Here is a 21,794-nt window from a genome sequence, read left to right on the forward strand (position 1 = left end):
ACTATAACTATCTCTATTTTTTAGCAGAAAAAAACACCTTGTGATTCAAATCACAGACAAGAAAGTTTTTTCACTATAAAATAGGGGCAGATAACAAAAAACTTCAGTTTTTCAAAATAAATTTTAGGAGGTAAAAATGGAAGTAAAAGCATATGATGGATTTAAGGGCGAACTTTGGAAAGATGAAATCAATGTTCGTAACTTTATCCAAGAAAATTACACCCCATATGAAGGTGGAGATGAATTTTTAGCTGGAAAAAGCGAAAAGACTACAAAATTATTTGATGTTGTAGAAGATTTAATTAACAAAGAAATCAGAGAATCTTATAGGAATGCTGATACAAGTAGGTTTTCATCTATAGACGGCTTTGACGCTGGCTACATAGATAGGGACAACGAGGTAATTGTAGGCCTTCAAACTGACGAAGTCCTTAAGAGAATTGTAAATCCATACGGTGGTTACAGGATGGTTGAACAATCACTTGAAGCCTATGGCCAAGAGATGGACCCAGTTCAGGCAAAATATTTCAAGGAATTTAGAAAGACCCACAATGAGGGTGTTTTTGATGCCTATACTGCTGATATGAGAAAGGCAAGGACTGTTGGTCTTTTGACTGGTTTACCAGATGCCTATGGTCGTGGTAGGATAATCGGCGATTACAGGAGAGTTGCCCTTTATGGTATCGATAGGCTAGTTGAAGAGAAGAAAAAAGATTTAGATAAGATCGAAATTGACGAAAATAACCTAGAAGCAACAATCAGACTAAGGGAAGAAGTTAGCGAGCAAATAAGAGCCCTTGGCAAGATAAAAAATATGGCAGCTAAGTATGGTATTGATATTTCTAAACCAGCTACAAATGCGACAGAAGCTGCTCAATTTTTATACCTTGGCTACCTTGCAGCTGTTAAGGAAAACAACGGTGCAGCCATGTCAATTGGTAGAAATGCAGGTTTCTTAGATATTTATATCAAGAGAGATATGGACAGGGGCATCTTGGATGAAGTTGGGGCTCAAGAAATAATTGACCAACTTGTTATCAAACTAAGACTTGTTCGCCACCTAAGAACTCCTGACTATGATGAAGTTTTCGGTGGAGACCCAACTTGGGTTACAGAATCAATCGGAGGTATGGGTCTTGACGGTAGGACTCTTGTTACAAAGACAGCCTTTAGATACCTAAACACCTTAATAAACCTAGGATCTGCTCCAGAACCAAATATGACAATCCTTTGGGCAGAAAAACTTCCTGAAGGTTGGAAGAAATTCTGTTCTAAGGTTTCAATCCTTACAGATTCTATCCAATACGAAAATGATGACCTAATGAGAAATATGTACGGCGATGACTATGCCATAGCTTGTTGTGTATCTGCTATGGAAGTTGGCAAGGAAATGCAATTCTTTGGTGCTCGTGCCAACCTTGCAAAATCACTCCTTTACTCAATCAATGGGGGAGTTGATGAAAAGAAGAAAAACAAGGATGGTAGCCTAATTAGGGTCTTTGATGATATTGAACCAATCAATACAGAATACCTTGATTATGACCAAGTCCTTGCAAATTACAAAAAAGTCCTAGCAGAATTAGCAGGTCTTTATGTAAAGACCCTAGATGTTATCCACTTTATGCACGATAAGTATGCTTACGAAGCAGGTCAAATGGCTCTTCATGATACCTATGTAAAGAGAAACCTAGCAACAGGTGTGGCAGGACTTTCAATCGCAGCTGACTCCCTATCTGCAATTAAGTATGCAAAAGTTAAACCAGTTAGGGATGAAAATGGTATAGCAATCGACTTTGAAACAGAGGGTGACTTCCCTAAATATGGAAATGATGATGACAGGGTAGACCAAATCGCTGTTGACATCCTAACCTATTTCTCTAATGAACTTAAGAAACACGCAACTTACAAAAATGCTAAATTAACCCTATCTGCCCTTACAATTACATCAAATGTAATGTATGGTAAAAAGACAGGTACAACACCAGATGGCCGTAAGGCAGGCGAAGCCTTTGCTCCAGGTGCAAACCCAATGCACGGTAGGGACGAGTCTGGTGCCCTAGCAAGCCTAAACTCAGTGGCAAAACTTCCTTATGAGTGTGTCTGCGAAGACGGTATCTCAAACACCTTCTCAATCGTGCCAGATGCCCTAGGCAAGGAAGAAGATGTGAGGATTGACAACTTGGTTAATATCATGGACGGATATTTCGGCCAAGATGCCTTCCACCTAAATGTCAATGTCCTTCAAAGGGAAAAACTATTAGACGCCTACCACAACCCAGATAAGTATCCAAACCTTACAATCAGAGTTTCTGGCTATGCTGTTCACTTTAACAGACTTACAGATGAACAAAAGAGAGAAGTTCTAGAAAGAACCTTCCACAACCACCAATAATATTTTAATAAAAGGAGGCCCTATGGCAAAATTACATTCTATAGAAACAATGGGTCTAGTAGACGGACCTGGCATAAGGACAGTGTTTTTCCTTTCTGGATGTCCACTAAGATGTGTATTTTGCCACAATCCTGACACACAGTCCATGGACTACGGGACAGAAATTACTGTCGAGGACTTGGTAAAAAGGGCCAAAAGAATGAAGCCCTACTTCAAAAAAGGAGGCGGAGTCACCATTTCAGGTGGCGAACCTCTGGCAAGTGGGGCCTTTGTTCTTGAGGCAATCAGGGCCCTCCATGATGAAGACATACACGTTGCAATCGACACATCAGGCGTGGGAGACCTTGGTTATTATGATCAGATCGCCAAGGAAGCCGACCTCATCCTTCTAGACATAAAACACTACGACCCATATTTTTTTGAAGAAATAACCAAAAACCACCAAGATAAGCTCATAAAATTTATGGATGCAATCAAAAAAACCGACACCAGGGTATGGATAAGGCATGTAATGATGCCCTTTGTGACAGATACAAAAGAGGATATGGAAGGCCTAGTTGATTTTATAAGGCCAATAAAGAAAAATATTGACAAGATAGAAATCCTTCCCTACCACAAGATGGGAATTTGTAAGTACACCGACCTGGGCAAGGCCTACAGGCTAGAAAATATGGAGGCCATGGACAAAAATAAGGCAAAAGACTTTGAAATCTATGCTAATAATATGTTAAAATCTTTGTAGGAGCAAGATATGACATATTACAAAAAAGATGAAGAAAGCTTTTTGGCTTTTTTGACAGATGAAGAATTAGCAAGGTTCAGGTATAGGCCCCAAGTCCTTGTCTATAAAAAAGGCGATGTGATTTTTTCCTTTAATGACAAGGCCGATTTTATGTATATAATCCTCGAAGGTTTTATAAAGATTTCTACCTACCTATCAGACGGCAGGGAACAGATTTTGTATATCTACGGGGAGGAAGACTTTGTTGGTGCCCACAACCTCCTCACAGATGAATCCTACATCTATGAGGCCAAGGCCCTTACCAAGGCAAAACTTTTGATCATTTCTAAAATTGATTTTAATAATATTTTGAAAAACAATAACCAAGTCCTAATTAAAATCCTAGACCAGTCTTTTAGGAGAATAAGAAGGTCCGAAGAACTTATAGACAGGCTTTCGACCCAAAATGCCGACATGAAGGTTGCAAAACTCCTCCTAGATTTGGCAGAAGACGTTGGTATTGTCAAAAAAGAAGGAGTTTTAGTCACCTTCCACCTTAGCCGAGAGGAATTAGGGTCTTATTCGGGGGTTGTAAGGGAGACTCTTTCCCGAAAACTTTCTTCCTTTGAAAAGATGGGACTAATTGAAACAATCGGAAGAAATGAAGTCCTAATAAAAAATATGAATGCCTTAAAAAAGATGACTTCTTAGTTTATGCTAGGAAGTCTTCTTTATTTTGCTAAAGAATTTTCTTCTAGTATCATGATAAAATGGAGGAAATATGAATAAAGTAAGATTAAACAAACTAATCGACCGGTCGCACATAGACAACGAAGAAATTCAAGACAAGGTAGAAGAAACCGTAAAGGAAGCAATCGACAACGACGAAGAGCCAATCACCGACCACGATTAACATTAATAATCCTTGCAAATTCAAATGTTATAGTCTTGGAAACAAAATAGGTTAAAAAGGGTACATTTGTAATAAAATTGACCCAATATTTAAGTAAGGTGATCTTGCAGAATGGATTTACCTATTCTGCAACATCACCTTTGCTTGTAAAAATTATTCCATGTAGATTGAGAAGTCGCCAAAATGATTGACAACTTGAATTTTTAGATTTGGGAAATGTTCAACGATTTGTACGGAACTATCCTCACCAGACTTCACCTCTTTAAAGGCAATATTTTTGCCTTTGAGAGTTTGAAAATAGAATTTGTTTAATTTGCTAATAATAGGTATTTTTAGAATAAGAATTATATTTTATAATCAGCTTGTTTATAAAAACTAATCATAGGACAAGATTAATCTACAATCATATGGACAAAGCCTTCGACTTCTTCTGTAATTTTTTTAATAAGCTCATCAAGCTTATCGTTGTCCATTAGGATATAGACAAGGTCAGGGTCCATATTCATAAAGTCAAAATATTTTTCGTTGACCTTAAGATATTTCCATCCAAACCACCAATCTGAAAATTTATAATCATGGGGCTCAAGCTTGTTTTTAAGTTCACTAGCTGATTTTAACTTATCTTCATTAACTCCTGGTGCTTGCAAGGTGAGACCGTAGAACAAAGAATCAGATTTATTGTACTCAATCTTAAAGCACAAATCGCCCAGGTCATCTCTATTATATAAGTAATACATAACTCCATAATACGAGGAGTTTCTCATGTTGTTGTAGTAATTTTTAATAATGGTTTTCGAATACCAAGGATTAACTTTTCCCAGGTCTTCGCCGCGATCGGTTTTTCTGTAGTTGAGCCCAGGAAAATTTTTAAACATCTCGTCTAGAGATTTTTCAAGTTTAGTCCAAAAACTCATCTGTAGGTATGTCTTGGCATCAATGATAGCAGGCTGTATGCTGTTTGCTATATTGAAATTTTCAGGGGATTCCAATAAAAAGTTCGTAACATCCATAGTATAATCTACATCCTTTCCAGTTATTTTTTCTAATAAGTCTGCATACTGAATAAGCACTTCCCTAAGGGCAGGCTCTCTAGCAGAAATTTTAATACAATTTTCAATCCAAGTTAAAATTTCATTGTAATAGGAAATCAAATTCACTTTGTCTAAATTACTTGCACTATCTTCCGAAGGAGCAGTGCCCAGTAGAGTCAGGTAAAAAACTTTCTTGATATCGGCCGAGCATCTGTCAGCGAATTTTATATACCTGTCCATCTGCTTATATTGGTCGCCAGCAAAAATTTTATTTTCAATGATGATTACATACTTTTTATCCTTGACATTGCAAGAAAAAAACAAGTCCAATCGTCCATTTGAAAAATCCTTTTCCCTCTCAACATCTGTAATTTTAAGATCATCAGGACTTACATCATCAGCTGATATAATGCCTGTGGTCTTTAAAAAGCTCAGCATAAATTCTTTTTTAAATTTGCAATCGTTTAAAATCGAATAAATAAGTTTGGAGTGGAGGTTAACTTCATCATAGGGATTTAAAAGCTGGGAAAAAATATTAAAATCCGACTTCATCCCATCCAAAAGTTTGTATTTGTTGTAGATTAATTCTAGCCCGTAAAAAAATTTATCCATAAAAACCCTCTTAAAAATATTTAGAACTTGTTTTAGTTATTGTGTAATCTATTAGATTGTGTTGGTATGATTATAATCTTTAATTTAAGAAAAACAATTTATACTCTTGACAAATCTTTTTGTAGAATGTATTAAAATGGATTGTAATAGAATATTTTTGATATTTTAATAAATGTAATCAAAAGAGTGCCCAGCCAAGACTTGGGCACTTTTTTGTCTCAATTTCAATTCGGGGTATAATAATTTAACATAGTAAAAATAAAGGAGATGATTTTATTATTTATTACATTGGATATTTTTTTGTTTATGCATTTATTGGTTGGATTATGGAGGTTTCCTACCAGGCGGTGAAGACTGGGCGTTTTATTAATAGGGGCTTTCTAAACGGACCGCTTTGTCCGATTTACGGTTTTGGGGCCTTGGGTGTAATTTTGTTTTTGACTGATATAGCAAAAACCAATAAGTTATACTTATTTTTTGGATCGATTTTTATAGCCACAGCCCTTGAGCTTGTTGGAGGCTTTCTTTTGGAGAAGATTTTCCACAAAAAATGGTGGGATTATTCTGACATGAGATTTAATCTTGGCGGCTATATTTGCCTTGAATTTTCAATCCTTTGGGGCCTTGCCTGCTTTGTTTTGTATGAGGCAGTCCATCCTTTGATTGTGAGATTTTTTGCCTTTTTAAATCCAAAATTTATTTTTTATGGAAATATAATTTTACTTGCTATTTTTGCTGTAGATATGGCTCAAACCATCCTTACCTTGGTTGGACTAAATAAGAAATTTAAGAAACTTCAAGCCGCAAGTGCGGATATTAGAGGGGTTTCAGATGATATTGGCAAGCGTGTCTATGACAGGACCATGTCTATCAAGGAAAAGAGCGAGGAAATCAAAGACAGACCAAGGGTCAAAGAAATTGAGGCTAAACGTAGCCAAATCAGAGCTGATCTTATCAGTAAATTCGATAAGATAGGTGAAAGAAGACTAATCAAGGCCTTCCCTAATTTGATTGAAGATTTTGTAGATAAAGTTGATAAAGACCTAGATAAAATAGATAGGGATATAAAAGAAATAGGAAAAAATATTGAAAAATAGGGCTTAGGTCCTATTTTTTGTTTTAGAATAAAAGCAAAGAACTAAAAGAGTATAATTAAGCTAAAAGAAGTTTTTTGGGTGAAAATAGAAATGATTTAAAAATGAAGGATAAGATAATTTTAATAACCGACCTCAGGGAGGATAAAAAATTAAAAGTTAATATTAGATTTTACCAGGCTTTGGGTCTTGATTATCTTCTTCTTAGGCCCTTTGAAAGGCTTGATGAAAAAGAGCTTGAGGGTCTTTTTTCCTTAAATCATTTCTACGAAAAAAACGGCCTTGGCCTGGTCGTATCTTTCCATATTGGTACGGTAATGGCCAAACTTTTAGGAGAAGACCCTTTGAATATAGACTTTGCCGACCCGAAAATCAGGCAGGGTCTTTATCATTTCATTTCTTACCTTATTAAACATGGGATAAAAGCCTTTGATTTCTGCGGCCTTGAAAGCCTTGCAATTGGCGAAAGGGACCTCCTTGAAGCTTGTAGGGAACTAAATAAAAATACTTTTTTTAATAAAAAAGTTCTCGCCATGGCGGAAATTTATCCTAGTCAAAAGACCCAAATCGCCCTGGCAAATCCCAATTTTTCTGCCCTTTCTTTGGTTAGGTCAAAAGGGGAAATTGGGAATTTATTTAAGTTTTCAAGGGACTTTGCGGACGCTGGAGCAGGTCTCGCTTTATCTTTTTCAAATTTTCCAAAAAAGGGAATTAACTTTGAAAATTATCCCCAAGCTGCCAAAAGGTTAATTTTGATGACCCTTTTCTTTTTGAAAGGGACTTTGTTTATAGAAGAAAATCGGCTAGATTTTAATGATATAGAATTTTTGCGAGCCTTATTTGCTCTTAAAGAAAAAATTCAAAATCTAGAAAAAATGACAAAAATTTTGCCAAAGGAAGCTGATGTTTTGGCCTTTATTAGGGAAGGCGAGGGGAAAAAGATTTTGTATATGGCAAATTTTTCCGAAAAGGAGGTCCTCCTAGATTTGGCCTATAAGGTGATGGATTACAAGGACTATGACTTTTTGGCAGGGTCTTTGACCCACCGCACCCTTTATAGGACCACACTTTTAAGGCCCTATGAGGCTATCGTTTTTCAAAATTGTAAATATTTTGAAAGAATGTAAAGTATAAGAAAGTTAAAAATAAGGAGCAATGATGAAAATTATAGTAATGGGCATGGGCTATGTTGGCCTATCAAACGCAGTTCTTTTGGCCCAATCAAACGAGGTTGTGGGCATAGAAATTGACCCAGTAAAGGTTGACCTCATTATTAATAAAAAATCGCCATTAAAGGACGATTACATAATAGATTATTTGGCAAATAAGGACTTAAACCTAATTGCCAAAAATAGTGGGCAAGAGGACTTTAAGGATGCTGACCTAGTAATTTTGGCCCTTCCAACCAACTACGATGAGGTGGAAGAATTTTTTGACACTTCCTTTATAGATGACGCTATAAAAATGATTAAAGAAATCAGGAAAGACTTGCCAATCCTTATAAAATCAACTATTCCAATCGGCTATACCGAAGGGAAAAATAGGGAGTATGGGTGTGAAAATATAATCTTCTCCCCAGAATTTTTAAGAGAGGGCAGGGCCCTTTACGATTCCCTCCACCCTTCAAGGATTATCGTGTCAGATAAGACTGAAATTGGCCAAAAAATCGCCGATCTTTACAAAAAAGAAGCCCTAAATAATCCAGAAGTGATTTTGATGGGAAGAAGTGAGGCTGAGGCAGTTAAACTTTTTGCCAACACTTACCTTGCAATGAGGGTGGCATTTTTCAACGAACTTGACAACTTCGCCCTAGGCAAGGGCCTTGATTCTAAGTCAATTATCGAGGGAGTTTCAGCAGATCCTAGGATTGGAAACCACTACAACAACCCATCCTTCGGCTACGGGGGCTATTGTCTGCCAAAGGATTCAAAGCAATTATATGCTAATTTTGACAAAATTCCGTCAGCCCTTTTCAAGTCAATTATCGACTCAAATGAAGTCAGAAAGGACTATGTTTCAGAGGATATTTTGGCTAAAAATCCTCAAACCATTGGGGTTTACAGGTTGGTTATGAAAAAAGGTTCGGATAATTTTAGGAAGTCTGCCATTTTTGATGTAATAAATAACCTCAAGGCAAAGGGAGCAAATATTGTAATTTACGAACCAAACTTGGATGGAGAAGACTTTGAGGGTATGAAATTAATTCGTGATTTAGATGATTTTAAGAAAGTTGATTTGATAATAGCAAACAGGGTCGAAGACGACCTAAAAGATGTGAAAAACAAGCTTTATACTAGAGATTTATTTGAGAGGGATTAGATGACAGAAAAGAAAAAAGTGCCCCAGGTTCATTCAAAGCTCAGAAAATCATTTATTTCTGTGCCAGAAGAAATCTACAAGGCAAGCGGAATCAAAATCTTCGATAAGAGGATCAAATCCCTACTTTTTACTACCGACCTTGCCATAATTAGAAATTCAAACGCTGACTCAATCATGGCGGTCTACCCATACACACCTCTAAATTCCATCACTGAAGCGATCATTTCCATAGCTTCAGTTCCATGTTTTATAGGAGTTGGGGGTGGCACTACCCAAGGACCTAGGTCGAGATTTGTTGCCTATTATGCAGAGCTTGCCGGTGCCTATGGGGTTGTTGTAAATGGACCAATACCTCACGAAGATATTAGGGAAATTTCAAGGTTTGTCGACATACCAGTCATAGCCACAATTTCGTCTTTGAAAGATGATTATAAGGAGAAAATCAAGGCGGGTGCTGAGATTTTAAATGTTTCAGGCGGTAAATATACAGCTGATCTTGTTCGCCACATCAGGGATGATATTGGGGACGATTTTCCGATAATTGCCACAGGTGGCAAGGACGGAGAATCCATACTTGAGACTATAAGTGCTGGAGCAAATGCCATTTCCTACACTCCACCATCTTCATCCGATGTTTTTGGTTCTATGATGGATAAGTACAGAAACGAGGATATATAATGTACGGTGGATATTTTACAGATGTTGGAAATATAAAAGTGGGCCACGGGCAGGACTTTGAAGGGGGCACAGGCCTTTCCATAATTCTGCCAGATCCTGGAAACACAGCTGGTGTTGACGTGAGGGGAGGGGCTCCGGGCACACGTGAGACCGACCTTTTAAATCCCCTAAACCAGGTTTCTGAAGTTTCTTCCATAATTTTGTCAGGAGGATCTGCCTACGGACTCGAAGCGGCAAGCCACCTTATGAAAATTTTAGAAAAAGAAGGCATAGGATTCGATGTGGGAGTTGGAGTCGTGCCAATCATTTCCCAGGCAGTCTTATTTGATCTAGCCTACAAAAATCCCAAGGCAAGGCCAGACGCAGCCATGACCCGAAAAGCCTTTGAATCTGCGACCTATGATGATAAGAGCCAGGGCCTTGTGGGTGCAGGCACAGGGGCAACAGTTGGAAAAGCCCTTGGTCCAGAATTTTTGGTAAAATCCGGTTTAGGCCAAGCTTCTATTAAAAAAGGTGACCTAGTTGTATCAGCAATCGTTGCTGTAAACGCCTTTGGAGATATTTTCGACTACCATAAGGGAGTCCAAATCGCAGGACCTACTAAGGATGGAAAAATGCTTAAGACAATTGATTTTATCGACCAAATCCTAGGTTCATTTTCTGATATAAAGCCATCCAACACCACAATCGGTGCTGTCGCAACAAATGGAACTTTTACTAAGACCGAGCTTACAAAAATTGCCGGTATGGCCCACGACGGCTACGCCAGGTCCATAAACCCAGTCCACACTCTTTTTGATGGGGATACAATTTTTTCCATAGCGACTAATAAAATTAAGGCGAATATAAACCTAGTTGGGGCACTCGCCGCAGAGGTCATGTCTATGGCCATTTCCAATTCTATTTACAGCCTAGGCGAAAATAAGAATAAAGGAGACTAGTCATCTAGTCTTTTTTTCTTGGGAAAATTTGTAAATTTAGTCCTTATTTCTTGGCACATTATATAAAATTTTAGGAAAGCTTAGCAAATCCCAGTTAGGATTTTTTTAAAAAATTTTTTTTAGCTTGAATAAAAAAATTTCGCCACAGTTTAGGCCATAAAATCTTAAAGCCATTAGAGTCTTTAAAAAAACACGTTTTTTCGTATAAATTTCCTATATTATAGCGTTTTACTAGGAATATCAAAAAACCTTTTCATTAACAAAAAATTATGATATAATGAAAAAAAATGATAATATAAAAGGTGATAATTTTTGTCATGTAAAATAAAAATGATAAATTAATCTCTACATATCCAATAATGTTTTTAATTTTACTTGTTAAATCTTATTCTTTTGATATTTATCGTTTTTATTTGTGAATCTAATTTTCAAAACAGAAATTTATGACAAAAGGGGTGGTTAGAATGTTCACATAAGAAATCTAGCTGAATATAAAGGACGATACTGTATTATTTTTGAAAATTTTAGGAGAATATATGAAATATTTAAAAGAATTTTGTTACATACTTTTTTTCTTATTGTTGGGCTTTATTGCTAAGAAATTAACAGGACTACCAATTCCAGAACCAGTTTTTGGTATGATTTTCTTATTTATTGCCCTTTGCTGCAAGTTTTTAAAGGTAGACGATATTGGGGAAACATCTGATTTTCTAACATCAATACTAGCCTTTACCTTCACACCACTTGGAGTTGCCCTTATGGTACAATTTGATGTGATTAGAGACAATGCCCTAAAAATATTAATAGTTATGACCGTTTCTTGCCTCATCACCATGGCTGTCACAGCCAAAATCGTTGAACTAGTACAGAAAGCGAGGAAATAAAATGAGTGATTTTTTAAATACATATGTAGCAGATAATGATTTTTTCGGGATTGTCCTAAGTATAGTTATGTTTAGGATAGGAATGGTAATTAACAAAAAAACTAAGGTTGCCATCCTAAACCCACTTCTACTAGCTATTGTTTTTTGTATAGCTTTCCTAAAATTAACAGGAATTTCTTATGAAAACTTCAACAAGGGCGGCCACTATATTTCCTTTATGATTGCCCCAATTACAGTTGCACTAGTAGTAAGTCTTTACAGAAATATAGAAAAATTAAAGGCCAACCTAATCCCAATTTTAATTGGTGTTTTTGTTGGATCTTTCGTGGCTATCCTTTCAGCCTATCTTTTATCAAAGGTCTTTGGCTTTGATAGAGATTTGACACTTTCAATGATGCCACAATCTGTAACAACTCCAATCGCTAAATCCCTAACAGAGGAATATGTGGCGAAATTTGGGGCTGATGAAGTGACTATTAAGACCTTTGCGGCCATTACTGCCATCACAGTTATCCTAAGGGGAACTGTTGGTGCAATCTTTGCCCCAACAGTCATGAAGGTAATGAGGGTTAAAGACCCAGTTGCCCAAGGTATTGGTATTGGTACATCAAGCCACGCTATGGGTACATCTAAGGCTATCGAAATGGGCGAAGTTGAAGGAGCTATGAGTGGTTTATCTATAGCAGTAGCTGGTATTTGCACTGTTATCTTGATGCCATTATTTATAATTTTATTTTTCTAATATTTCATAGGTTTAATATTAGATGGCTAAAAAAATTTTTATGTACACAGGAAAGGGTGGGGTTGGCAAGTCAACACTTGCCAGCTCTACAGCCCTTCTTTCTGCTAAGAAAAATATAGAAACTATCTTAATCAGCATTGATTCAGCCCATAGTTTATCTGATATTTTTTCTATAAAAATAGGAAGTAACCTAACAAAAGTCAGGGAAGGTCTAACGGCAATTGAATTTGATAGCTCAAAAATTTTGGAAGAAGAATTTCCAAGTATAAAGGCAAGTCTGGCTAATGAGTTTAGGAAGGTTGATTTTTCAAAGATTTCTTATAATTCTAGCTACGATATGCCCTTTGTGGTGAACATCCTTTCCTTGCTTAAAATCCTTGATATATACGAAAATTACGAATTTGAAAATATAATTGTGGATTGCCCTGCTTCGGCATCTACCTTTGCCTACCTAAAAATTCCTGAAATGCTTACTTGGTATCTGGAAAAGTTTTTTGGGGTAGGAAAGGGTATTATTAGGACTTTGAGACCTATTTCTAAGTATAAGTATCAGATTAACCTACCTGATAAGGAGGCCTTGGATAAGTTAGAAATCACTTATCAAAGGCTAAAAAAATTGGAAAATCTTTTGAAAGATAAGAATTTATCAACAATTAGGTTGGTTGGCCTGGCTGAAAAGATGGTTATAGAAGAAAGCAAGAGGGATTTTGCCTACCTTAGCCTATTTGATTACAATGTGGACGGGTATTTTGTAAATAGGCTCTTTGCGGATGAAGATGTCGATTTTATCAAAAAACGTATCCAAATCCAGGATAAGAGGCTAGAGGAGATTGAAGCTTGTTTTTATAACCTCCCGATTTATAAGCTTGGCTTATGGAGTAAGGACCTAAAAAGTCTTGCCGATTTAGAAGACTTTGCCGAAAGTTTGGTCTTTAAGGATTCGCTTTTAGAGATAAAGGCTTTTGAAGAAGGCTATTACTACGAAAAGATGGCAAATGGCTATATCTTAACAATGTATATAGGCGAAGTAGATGATGTAGAAGTCTATAAAAAGGGTTCTGACATAAATATTAGGCTTAAAGATATAAAAAGGATTATTAGCCTGCCCAATGTTTGCGTAAATTCGGTAATTTCCAAATATTTTATCCAGGATGACAAACTTTTAATCTACTTAGAAAATAAGGGCCAAGAGGAGTTTTCTTTATGAGAATTATTATAAATACTGGCAAGGGTGGTGTAGGTAAGACCACAATTTCTGCCCTTACAGCTATAAATATTTCAAAAAGATACAAGACCTTGGTGATTAGTAGTGATCTTGCTCACAGTTTGAGCGATGTCCTAGATATACAATTAGATGATGAGCCCCGACAAGTTTGTCATAATTTGTATGCTCTTGAAATAAATGCTATTAAAGAGAGTAAGAAGGCTTGGGGCAATCTTAATCTCTACATAAGACAATTGGTAAAAGAAAATGCTATGGATGATATCCAATTAGATGAATTGTTGTTATTGCCTGGTTTGGACGATGTATTTTCCCTCTTAAAAATTTTGGAAATTTATAAGAGTGGGGATTTTGAAGTCCTAGTTGTGGATTGTGGGCCAAGTGGAGAAACCATTTCCCTCTTGTCTACAGGAGAAAAATTCAATAATTTGGCAGATTCTTTGGTGCCAGTGGTTAAGAGATTTAACAGACTTTTTGGTAGTTTTATTGAAAAGCAAACAGAAGTTAAAAAACCAAAAGACATAGTTTTTGACGAATTTATAAGTTTGTCACAAAAATTATATGAACTTGAAAAGATTTTACAAGACCCTAGCCAAACTACAATCAGATTTGTAAGTAAGGCTAATAAGGTTGTAGCAAATGAAACTTTCAGATCAGCTAGCCTTACAAATATGTACGGGTTTTTAACTGATTGTGTTTTTATAAATATGATTTATCCAGAGGCCATGAGAAATTCATCTTACGATAATTTGTTAGATGAAGAGGCTTATAATATAAGGGCTATAGATGATTTTTTTGAGGAAGAGAAAGTTATTAAATTGACCCTAAAAGATTATGAGGTCATTGGCTTAGAAGCCCTAAGTAGGCTTCATGATGAATATTTTGAGGACCAATATCTTGAAGATATTTTCATAGATAAAAAGTCCTTTGAATTAATCGAAGAAAAGGCGAGCAAGGTCATACTTATAGACCTTGACTATGCGAAAGGAGATGAGGTTAAAGTAGAAAAGATAGGTGAAGATTTAGAAATATCTTACCTAAATTTCAAGAGAAGGTTTAAGTTACCAGATACGGTGTCTTCGAGGAAGGTAAGTTCATATTCCTTAGAAGATAAGAAATTAAGAATTGTGTTGGATTATGATTAATATGAAATATCAAAATGAGAGGTCATAAATATATGGAAGGAAAAATGGAATTATTTGATACTTTCGCACAAAACCTTGAAAGTGTCAATGGCACTTGTTTTAAGGTGACTAAGAATGATTTAGCTGAAACAGTAGCCAAAATTTATAAGGACAATGCAATTGCTTCTACTTGTATGCTTGAAACAGACTTGGCTAAGGAAATAGGCTTGAGCGATTGCCTAAAAGCTAATGGAATCACAGTACATACAGACCATATTAGGTTAAATGGTGAAACCGCTAAGGGTGGAATTACAGAAGTAGAATATGGTATAGCAGAACTTGGTTCAGTGATCCAAGCCAGTGATAATGTAGATACAAGACTTATGGCGATTATGCCTGATTATTACATCGGAATAGTCAAGGGGTCAACAATTGTAGAAACATATGATGATATGTTTGATGTCCTAGCAGAACTAAAACCTTTCCCAAAATATGTGGGATTTATTACAGGTCCTTCAAGGACAGCAGATATTGAATGTGTTGGTACTGTGGGCGTTCACGGTCCTTTACAGATGAGTATTATTATTGTAACAGACTTATAATCTGAAGGTAATGAGGAGAAAAAAATGGTTGATACTATAAGTTTAAAAGATGAGATAAAGGATGCGCTCGATAACGCGACTTTAGGTAGGACCCTTGGTAATTTTTGTAAAACCTATCCACAAAGAAGGTTAAATTCTTACAAGGGCGTTGATTTCGAACAAACTCAACAGGCCATTAAGAAAGTAAAATCTTATGCAGCTGACCATGTTGATGAAATGATATCAGAATTTAAGAAAAATTGCGAAGCCAGAGGTGGCCATGTAATCGTAGTTAAAAGCAAGGAAGAAGCAGCTGAATGGGTTAAAAACTTCATAAAAGAAAAAGACATAAAAACAGCTGTTAAATCAAAATCAATGTGTTCTGAAGAAATTCATTTTAATAAAATTCTTAAGGATAATGGTGTAGAGTGCCAAGAAACTGACTTGGGTGAATTTATTATTTCCCTAGAAGAAAATACTCCAGTACATATGGTAATGCCAGCCTTGCACTTAAATAAGGAGCAGGTAGCAGACTTATTCTCAGACTACACAAAGACAGACCACGCACCAGTTATTTCCGAAGAAGTTAGGACAGCAAGAAAGGTTATGAGGGATAAATTTACCCACGCAGACCTAGGTGTATCTGGCGCTAACGTTGCTGTAGCTGAAACTGGTACAGTTTTCACAATGACCAATGAAGGTAATGGTAGGATGGTAGGTACCTTGCCAAAAGACCACCTCTACATATTTGGTATAGAAAAATTCGTAAAATCTATCTCAGATGCTAGGTGGATATTCAAGGCCCTTCCAAGAAATGGTACTGCCCAAAGAATTACTTCTTACTTATCTCTATACACTGGCGCTTGCGAAGTTGTTACAGATAAGGAAAATGATACCAAAGAAGATAAGGGATTTTATTGCCTAATCCTAGATGACCCAGGCAGGAGAGAGATCCTAGCAGAAGAAGAATACAGACAAATTTTTAACTGTATTAGGTGTGGAGCTTGTCTAGATGTTTGTCCAGCCTTTGCCTTAGTTGGTGGCCACGTTTACGGATCAAATGTTTATACAGGTGGTATTGGTACCCTCCTAACCCACTTCTTAATTGATGAAAATAGGGCAAGTGAAATCGAAAGCGTATGCCTCCAATGTGGTAGGTGCAATGAAGTTTGTGGTGGTGGCCTACCAATAGCACAAATGATTATGGGCATTAGGGAAGAAAATGTAAAGAAGAATCCAAACCCAGTTAAGAAATTTGCCTTAGACGCAGTTACAGATAGGAAACTTTTCCATTCTCTATTAAGGATAGCTTCAATAGCCCAAGAGCCATTTACTAAGGGTGGCACAATGATTAGGCACCTTCCTGACTTTGCTGCAGGTATGACAGGTGGCAAGGTTCTTCCATCAATAGCCAAGGTTCCACTAAGGGATATCTTCGATGAAATTGACCAAAAAGTTGAAAATCAAAAGGGTACAGTTGCCCTATTTGCAGGTTGTCTATTAGACTTTGTTTATGTAGATACAGCTAAATCTTTGATTAAAAATATGAACTCAATTGGTTATAAGGTTGAATTCCCAATGGGTCAAGCTTGCTGTGGTTGCCCTGCTAGCAACATGGGTGATATAGAAAATGCAACCAAGGAAGCTGAGATTAATATCAAGGCTATGGATGCTGAAAAATATGATTATATCCTCCTAGCTTGTCCATCATGTACTCACCAACTTCAATCTTACAAGGATTTCTTTGAAGAAGGAAGCGAGATGCACAAGAGGGCTGTGGAATTAGGTAGCAAGTGCGTTGACTTCTGCAAGCTCTTCCACGAGAAGGATACCCATGAAAACCATGGCGATGGCAAAAATGTTAAGGTAACTTACCATGATTCTTGCCACTTAAAGAGAACTTTGGGTGTCTTTGAAGAACCAAGAGACCTTCTAAAAGAAACTGAAGGTGTAGAATTTGTTGAAATGGAAGATAGCGACAACTGCTGTGGTTTCGCCGGATCTTACAATGTATTGTATCCAGATATTTCATCAAAAATCTTAAAGAATAAAATCGAAAATATTAAAAAATCTGGAGCAGATGTTGTGGCTGTAGATTGCCCTGGTTGTATGATGCAAATCAGAGGTGGTTTAGAAGCAGAAGGCCTTGATATAAAGGTTAAACATACTTCAGAAATTATATCTGAAAAGAGAGGGCTCATCTAAAAATGAACGTGATTGTAAGTGATGCATTGATTAGGGATAAGTTAATAGATGACTGTGTTTTTAAGGTCCATGAAGAGATAAAAAATATCTTATCCGACTATAAGTCAAGTCAAAAACTTTGTGACATAGTCCAAGATGCTTTGACTTCAAGTGGGAAAATGCTTAGAACTAAGCTATTAATTTGTATAAGTCTTATGGGCTTGGAGGAAATTTCACAAAAAGTAATTTCCCAAGCTGCGGCTGTAGAAATAACCCACCTTGCATCACTTATTCACGATGATATTATAGATGATTCTACATTAAGAAGATCGCACAAGTCAACTCAAGCAAAGTACGGCAAGGATGTAGCCGTCTTCGCTGGGGACTTTATGATAGCAAAAGTTTTTTCCTATTTAGCAAATGAAAACTTATATGAAGAGACTAAAGTAATAGCCGATACAATAAAGCATATGTGCAATGGTGAAGTTGGACAAAATCTTATTAAATATAGGCTTGATATGGGCGAAGAGGAATATTTTGAGAATATTTCAGGCAAAACAGCTTCATTTTTTAAGACTGTTTGCTATTTTGGAGCGAGAAATGCAGGTTTTAGCCAAATAGATACAGAAAGAATGGTCGCCTTTGGAGAAAATCTGGGCTTGATGTTTCAGCTAAAGGATGACCTTTTAGACTTGTTTTCAAATAAGGAAGTAACTGGCAAGGAAGGATTTTCCGACATCAGAGAAGGAATTTATACCTATCCGGTCTTACTTGCTTTAAAAGACGAAGATTACGGAGAAGAAATCCACCGTATCTTGGTTGAAAATAAGGAAAGAAAACTTGGCGAAGATGAACTGGTAAATTTAAGAAAGCTTTTAATCAAGGCTGAGGCTGATGCTTTGACTTCGTTAAAAATAAGGGCCTTAGCAGATGAAAATAGGTTCATTTTAGCAAGTATGAATAATAAAAAAGCCAAATATTTGGAAAAAATCCTAGCAAAGGTGGAAAATAGCTGATGCAAACTTACCAAAGAATGACAGTAAAAAACATAATAAATTTTGCCAACCCAAAATCCTTTGTGGCTTCTGTGATACCTGCAATTTTCGGTATCCTCCTTAGCCTGAAATTTGGCTATACCATTAGTTTTATAAGGGCCATAGCCTTGGTATTTGCCTGTATTTTCTTTCAGGCATCTGTAAATACTATCAACGATTACTGCGATTTTGTAAATGGAGTTGATAGTATAGATGACAACCTAAAAGAAGACGACAATGTAATGTTTTATAACCACATCAGGCCTAAAAGTGTTGACAATTTAGGTTGGATATTTTTAGGACTTGGCATAGGTTTTGGACTCTTGGCCTTGGATAGGCTTAATTACGCAAGTCTAGCTATTGGTATAATTGCTACAATCACAGTCTTGCTTTATTCTAAGGGGCCTTTCCCAATCTCATATTTGCCAATTGGGGAGCTTACAAGTGGCCTTGTGATGGGAGGTTTGATACCTCTTGGAGTCAATAGTGCCATTTCTGGCAGGCTAGACCTAGGGATTTTAATCCATTCCCTTCCTTTTATCCTTGGTATTGGCTTGATAATGATGAGTAACAATGCCAGTGATATAGAAAAAGATCAGAGGGCAAAAAGAAATACCCTAGCTGTAGTTATGGGTAGGGAAAAAATCAGGATTTTATACAAGATTAGTGTGGGACTCTGGATTGTAAGCCAGTTGGTTTTGACCTATTATCTGGCAGGCTATATTTTTCTTGGCATAAACCTTATCTTGTTTATGATTAAGGGAAAATTTCTTAAAAACCTAATTTCTGCAAGTCTTCTACCCGAAGATAGGATAGGACAAATGATGGGTATTGGTATGGCCAATGTCTTGATTAACGGCACTTACCTACTTGGTCTAGCTTTGAGTTTTATAGGATTTTAGGATGAATAAGAGCAAAAAGGTCTACGATATATTCCAAAATATATCGCCATATTACGATAGGGCCAACGATAGGATTAGCCTTGGTTTGCAGAAAAAACGGAAAAACGAATTTGTAAATGAGGTTTTAAAAACTTGCAAGGAAGATTCCTCTCTCCTTGACCTATGTTGTGGGACTGGGGATATAGGCCTTAGTTTAAAAGAAAAATCTCCCGCCAGGGTTGTGGGTGTGGATTTTTCTGAAAATATGCTAAAAATTGCTGAGGACAAGGCCAAGGGACTTGAAAATATATCCTTTGTGAAGGCAGATGCAAAAAAATTGCCTTTCTCAGATGGGACTTTTGATAATATCACCATTTCTTTTGGACTTAGGAATACTGATGACTATAAGAAAGTTTTGGAGGAGATGGTTAGGGTTGGAAAGGATGGAGCCTTTATTTACCTAATTGACTCGTTTTCGGTAGAAAATGTCTTGATAAAACCATTTTATATCCTGTTTTTTAAGTATCTCATGCCAGTTTTGGGTGGGGGACTTAAGAGGTATAGGGATTATGCTTGGCTGTATGAGTCTACAAAACTTTTTATCAGTCCCAAGGACCTGGTGGAGATGTTTGAGTCTTTAGGCTTAAAAAATATAGAGATTAAAAAAATGCTATTTGGTGCTTGTGTTATAGTGAGCGGACAAAAAATTTAAACCAAAAAATTTATAACGGGGGAAACAATGAGTGAAGATAAGTTTGATGTTATAATTGTTGGAGGTGGTGTTGCGGGTCTTGCAGCATCCATAGTTTTAGCAGAAAATGATTTAGAAGTTTTATTAGTTGAAAGAGGAGATTACTGTGGAGCTAAAAATGTCACAGGTGGTAGGTTGTATGGTCATAGTCTAGAGAAAATCATACCAAACTTTGCCGATGAAGCTCCAATTGAAAGAAAAGTTGTTAAAGAAAAAATATCTATGATGAGCGAAAAATCCTCACTTGACATAGGCTACTCATCAAAAGAATTGGGTAAGGATAAGGATTCTTCATCATATGTGGTATTACATAGCAAGTTTGACCAATATTTGGCAGAAAAGGCCGAAGAAGCTGGAGTAGCCATTATTACTGGTGTGCTTGTAGAAAAACTCCTATTAGAAGATGGCAAGGTAGTTGGTATTGACGCTACAGGCGAAGAAATGTACGCAGATGCAGTTATTATCGCTGATGGTGTAAACTCCCTTCTTTCTCAACAAATAGGTATCAAAAAGGAATTAGAACCAAACCAAGTAGCTGTTGGCGCTAAGGAAGTAATCGAATTATCAGAAGAGATTATAAACGAGAGATTCAACCTCGAAAGTGGCGAGGGTATGAGCTGGCTATCTTGTGGCGACCCAACTATGGGTGGTTTTGGTGGTGGCTTTATTTACACAAATAAGGATTCTGTATCAATAGGTGTTGTAGCAACCCTATCTGATATCGGATATTCAAACACAAAATTAACCGACTTGCTAGAAAGATTTAAGGAACACGATAGTGTGGCACCATTCATCAAGGATGGCAAGACCATAGAATATTCTGCCCACCTTGTACCAGAGGAAGGTATCCATATGGTTCCAGAAATTTACGGAGATGGCTTCCTTGTAGTAGGTGATGCTGCAGGCTTCTGTATAAACTTAGGCTACACCGTAAGAGGTATGGACTTTGCTATAGAAAGTGGTAGGTTAGCTGCCCTTGCTATCCTAAGAGCTAAAGAAAAAGAAGATTTCAGCAAGGAAAGCCTAGCAGTTTACCAAGATTTAGTAAATGATAGCTTCATCATGAAAGACCTTAAGACCTTCAAAGGTTTCCCAACAATCTTAAGCAGGAGGGAAATCTTTAGCGACCTACCAGAAATCATAAATGATGTTGCTGGAAGAGCCTTTACCGTAAATGGTGGAGACAGCAAGGGCTTCATAATGGGAACAGTAAATGATCTTGCAACAAGGATTAGCGCAACACAACTATCAGACTTTATTTCTACTGTAATGGAGGCACTATAATGAAAAGAATGAGTGTAGAAGACAAGCTAGGTCTTAATATATATCATACTGACGAACTTAATTCACATATTGATGTTGACCTAGAATTTAAAGATGAAGACGAAATAAACAAATTAATCTTAGCCTGCCCAGCAGCTTGCTATACCTATGTAGACGGGGTATTTGGATTTTCCCACCTTGGTTGCTTGGAATGTGGTACTTGCAGGGTCCTATCCCACGGCAAAATCGTAAAAGATTGGCAACACCCACAGGGCGAAGTAGGCGTAACCTTTAGACAAGGTTAGGAGAAATCCTACATAAGGTTAGAATATAAGCGGAAATGGACTTGATTAAGTCTTTACTTATCCTATAAAAATAACAATAAAAAACAACCCCTATTTGGAATAGATTTCTGCTGGACTTCCGG

21 protein-coding genes are annotated in these 21,794 nt (G+C 36.8%); 20 read left to right on the forward strand and 1 reads right to left on the reverse strand.

The window, feature by feature from the left end; genetic code table 11:
- The first annotated feature begins 136 nt into the window (after window positions 1-136).
- The 4 genes from pflB to J2Z38_RS10610 all read left to right on the forward strand — a co-directional run bounded on the left by pflB (window position 137) and on the right by J2Z38_RS10610 (window position 4,026).
- Window positions 137-2,392: a formate C-acetyltransferase gene (pflB, locus tag J2Z38_RS00540; RefSeq protein ID WP_209771130.1), complete on the forward strand. Its 2,256-nt coding sequence runs from the start codon at window positions 137-139 to the stop codon at window positions 2,390-2,392.
- Window positions 2,393-2,414: 22 nt separating this feature from the next.
- On the forward strand, window positions 2,415-3,134 hold the full coding sequence (gene pflA, locus J2Z38_RS00545; RefSeq protein WP_209771132.1) for a pyruvate formate-lyase-activating protein: 720 nt from the start codon (window positions 2,415-2,417) through the stop codon (window positions 3,132-3,134).
- Between the two features lie 9 nt (window positions 3,135-3,143).
- Window positions 3,144-3,824 carry a Crp/Fnr family transcriptional regulator gene (locus J2Z38_RS00550; protein WP_209771134.1) on the forward strand — a complete coding sequence of 227 codons (681 nt, stop codon included), beginning with the start codon at window positions 3,144-3,146 and terminating at the stop codon, window positions 3,822-3,824.
- 70 nt (window positions 3,825-3,894) lie between these two features.
- Window positions 3,895-4,026 carry a hypothetical protein gene (locus J2Z38_RS10610; protein WP_263641979.1) on the forward strand — a complete coding sequence of 44 codons (132 nt, stop codon included), beginning with the start codon at window positions 3,895-3,897 and terminating at the stop codon, window positions 4,024-4,026.
- A 392-nt stretch (window positions 4,027-4,418) separates the two neighbouring features.
- Here J2Z38_RS10610 and J2Z38_RS00555 read toward each other — a convergent pair whose 3' ends face one another.
- Entirely contained in the window at window positions 4,419-5,669 is a 1,251-nt protein-coding gene (locus tag J2Z38_RS00555) for a PDDEXK-like family protein (protein ID WP_209771136.1), read from the reverse strand.
- A 287-nt stretch (window positions 5,670-5,956) separates the two neighbouring features.
- Between J2Z38_RS00555 and J2Z38_RS00560 the strand changes: the two genes are divergently transcribed.
- The 16 genes from J2Z38_RS00560 to J2Z38_RS00635 all read left to right on the forward strand — a co-directional run bounded on the left by J2Z38_RS00560 (window position 5,957) and on the right by J2Z38_RS00635 (window position 21,672).
- Window positions 5,957-6,766, forward strand: a complete 810-nt coding sequence (locus J2Z38_RS00560; RefSeq protein ID WP_225304692.1) for a putative ABC transporter permease — start codon at window positions 5,957-5,959, stop codon at window positions 6,764-6,766.
- Window positions 6,767-6,840: 74 nt separating this feature from the next.
- Complete coding sequence (locus J2Z38_RS00565; protein WP_209771143.1) at window positions 6,841-7,890, forward strand: hypothetical protein; 1,050 nt, start codon at window positions 6,841-6,843, stop codon at window positions 7,888-7,890.
- Window positions 7,891-7,921: 31 nt separating this feature from the next.
- Complete coding sequence (locus J2Z38_RS00570; protein ID WP_209771146.1) at window positions 7,922-9,082, forward strand: nucleotide sugar dehydrogenase; 1,161 nt, start codon at window positions 7,922-7,924, stop codon at window positions 9,080-9,082.
- Window positions 9,083-9,760, forward strand: a complete 678-nt coding sequence (locus J2Z38_RS00575; RefSeq protein WP_209771149.1) for a hydrolase — start codon at window positions 9,083-9,085, stop codon at window positions 9,758-9,760.
- Complete coding sequence (locus J2Z38_RS00580) at window positions 9,760-10,701, forward strand: P1 family peptidase (protein WP_209771151.1); 942 nt, start codon at window positions 9,760-9,762, stop codon at window positions 10,699-10,701. The genes J2Z38_RS00575 and J2Z38_RS00580 overlap by 1 nt, the downstream gene beginning before the upstream one ends.
- A gap of 536 nt (window positions 10,702-11,237) precedes the next feature.
- Complete coding sequence (locus tag J2Z38_RS00585) at window positions 11,238-11,585, forward strand: CidA/LrgA family protein (RefSeq protein WP_209771153.1); 348 nt, start codon at window positions 11,238-11,240, stop codon at window positions 11,583-11,585.
- A 1-nt stretch (window position 11,586) separates the two neighbouring features.
- The gene (locus J2Z38_RS00590) at window positions 11,587-12,327 is read left to right on the forward strand and encodes an LrgB family protein (protein ID WP_209771156.1); all 741 of its coding nucleotides are present in this window, start codon (window positions 11,587-11,589) and stop codon (window positions 12,325-12,327) included.
- A 22-nt stretch (window positions 12,328-12,349) separates the two neighbouring features.
- A complete protein-coding gene (locus tag J2Z38_RS00595; RefSeq protein WP_209771158.1) occupies window positions 12,350-13,534 on the forward strand; it encodes an ArsA family ATPase in 1,185 nt (394 codons plus the stop codon).
- Window positions 13,531-14,694 (forward strand): ArsA family ATPase, encoded by a 1,164-nt coding sequence (locus J2Z38_RS00600; RefSeq protein WP_209771160.1) that lies wholly within the window; start codon window positions 13,531-13,533, stop codon window positions 14,692-14,694. Before J2Z38_RS00595 ends, J2Z38_RS00600 begins: the two co-directional genes overlap by 4 nt.
- A 44-nt stretch (window positions 14,695-14,738) precedes the next feature.
- Window positions 14,739-15,275 carry a LutC/YkgG family protein gene (locus tag J2Z38_RS00605; protein ID WP_225304664.1) on the forward strand — a complete coding sequence of 179 codons (537 nt, stop codon included), beginning with the start codon at window positions 14,739-14,741 and terminating at the stop codon, window positions 15,273-15,275.
- Window positions 15,276-15,299: 24 nt separating this feature from the next.
- Complete coding sequence (gene ldhH, locus J2Z38_RS00610) at window positions 15,300-17,459, forward strand: L-lactate dehydrogenase (quinone) large subunit LdhH (RefSeq protein ID WP_209771166.1); 2,160 nt, start codon at window positions 15,300-15,302, stop codon at window positions 17,457-17,459.
- Window positions 17,460-17,461: 2 nt separating this feature from the next.
- A complete protein-coding gene (locus J2Z38_RS00615) occupies window positions 17,462-18,454 on the forward strand; it encodes a polyprenyl synthetase family protein (RefSeq protein ID WP_209771168.1) in 993 nt (330 codons plus the stop codon).
- Window positions 18,454-19,374: a prenyltransferase gene (locus J2Z38_RS00620; protein WP_209771170.1), complete on the forward strand. Its 921-nt coding sequence runs from the start codon at window positions 18,454-18,456 to the stop codon at window positions 19,372-19,374. Before J2Z38_RS00615 ends, J2Z38_RS00620 begins: the two co-directional genes overlap by 1 nt.
- A 1-nt stretch (window position 19,375) precedes the next feature.
- Complete coding sequence (locus tag J2Z38_RS00625; RefSeq protein ID WP_209771173.1) at window positions 19,376-20,065, forward strand: ubiquinone/menaquinone biosynthesis methyltransferase; 690 nt, start codon at window positions 19,376-19,378, stop codon at window positions 20,063-20,065.
- Window positions 20,066-20,092: 27 nt separating this feature from the next.
- Window positions 20,093-21,388: an FAD-dependent oxidoreductase gene (locus J2Z38_RS00630; protein ID WP_209771175.1), complete on the forward strand. Its 1,296-nt coding sequence runs from the start codon at window positions 20,093-20,095 to the stop codon at window positions 21,386-21,388.
- Window positions 21,388-21,672, forward strand: a complete 285-nt coding sequence (locus J2Z38_RS00635) for a ferredoxin family protein (protein WP_209771177.1) — start codon at window positions 21,388-21,390, stop codon at window positions 21,670-21,672. Before J2Z38_RS00630 ends, J2Z38_RS00635 begins: the two co-directional genes overlap by 1 nt.
- Window positions 21,673-21,794: the final 122 nt, after the last annotated feature.

Source organism: Anaerococcus degeneri, from assembly GCF_017874475.1.
In the GTDB taxonomy this organism is placed as follows: Bacteria; Bacillota; Clostridia; order Tissierellales; family Peptoniphilaceae; genus Anaerococcus; species Anaerococcus degeneri.

Bases quoted from the DNA above. Each gene is read 5' to 3' on its own strand.
- pflB (WP_209771130.1), top strand. From the start codon at position 137: ATGGAAGTAAAAGCATATGATGGATTTAAGGGCGAACTTTGGAAAGAT.
- J2Z38_RS00575 (WP_209771149.1), top strand. From the start codon at position 9,083: ATGACAGAAAAGAAAAAAGTGCCCCAGGTTCATTCAAAGCTCAGAAAA.
- J2Z38_RS00555 (WP_209771136.1), bottom strand. From the start codon at position 5,669: ATGGATAAATTTTTTTACGGGCTAGAATTAATCTACAACAAATACAAA.
- J2Z38_RS00630 (WP_209771175.1), top strand. From the start codon at position 20,093: ATGAGTGAAGATAAGTTTGATGTTATAATTGTTGGAGGTGGTGTTGCG.
- J2Z38_RS00595 (WP_209771158.1), top strand. From the start codon at position 12,350: ATGGCTAAAAAAATTTTTATGTACACAGGAAAGGGTGGGGTTGGCAAG.
- pflA (WP_209771132.1), top strand. From the start codon at position 2,415: ATGGCAAAATTACATTCTATAGAAACAATGGGTCTAGTAGACGGACCT.
- J2Z38_RS00570 (WP_209771146.1), top strand. From the start codon at position 7,922: ATGAAAATTATAGTAATGGGCATGGGCTATGTTGGCCTATCAAACGCA.
- J2Z38_RS00580 (WP_209771151.1), top strand. From the start codon at position 9,760: ATGTACGGTGGATATTTTACAGATGTTGGAAATATAAAAGTGGGCCAC.
- J2Z38_RS00600 (WP_209771160.1), top strand. From the start codon at position 13,531: ATGAGAATTATTATAAATACTGGCAAGGGTGGTGTAGGTAAGACCACA.
- J2Z38_RS00625 (WP_209771173.1), top strand. From the start codon at position 19,376: ATGAATAAGAGCAAAAAGGTCTACGATATATTCCAAAATATATCGCCA.
- J2Z38_RS00550 (WP_209771134.1), top strand. From the start codon at position 3,144: ATGACATATTACAAAAAAGATGAAGAAAGCTTTTTGGCTTTTTTGACA.
- J2Z38_RS00620 (WP_209771170.1), top strand. From the start codon at position 18,454: ATGCAAACTTACCAAAGAATGACAGTAAAAAACATAATAAATTTTGCC.
- J2Z38_RS00635 (WP_209771177.1), top strand. From the start codon at position 21,388: ATGAAAAGAATGAGTGTAGAAGACAAGCTAGGTCTTAATATATATCAT.
- J2Z38_RS00585 (WP_209771153.1), top strand. From the start codon at position 11,238: ATGAAATATTTAAAAGAATTTTGTTACATACTTTTTTTCTTATTGTTG.
- J2Z38_RS10610 (WP_263641979.1), top strand. From the start codon at position 3,895: ATGAATAAAGTAAGATTAAACAAACTAATCGACCGGTCGCACATAGAC.
- ldhH (WP_209771166.1), top strand. From the start codon at position 15,300: ATGGTTGATACTATAAGTTTAAAAGATGAGATAAAGGATGCGCTCGAT.
- J2Z38_RS00590 (WP_209771156.1), top strand. From the start codon at position 11,587: ATGAGTGATTTTTTAAATACATATGTAGCAGATAATGATTTTTTCGGG.
- J2Z38_RS00615 (WP_209771168.1), top strand. From the start codon at position 17,462: ATGAACGTGATTGTAAGTGATGCATTGATTAGGGATAAGTTAATAGAT.
- J2Z38_RS00605 (WP_225304664.1), top strand. From the start codon at position 14,739: ATGGAATTATTTGATACTTTCGCACAAAACCTTGAAAGTGTCAATGGC.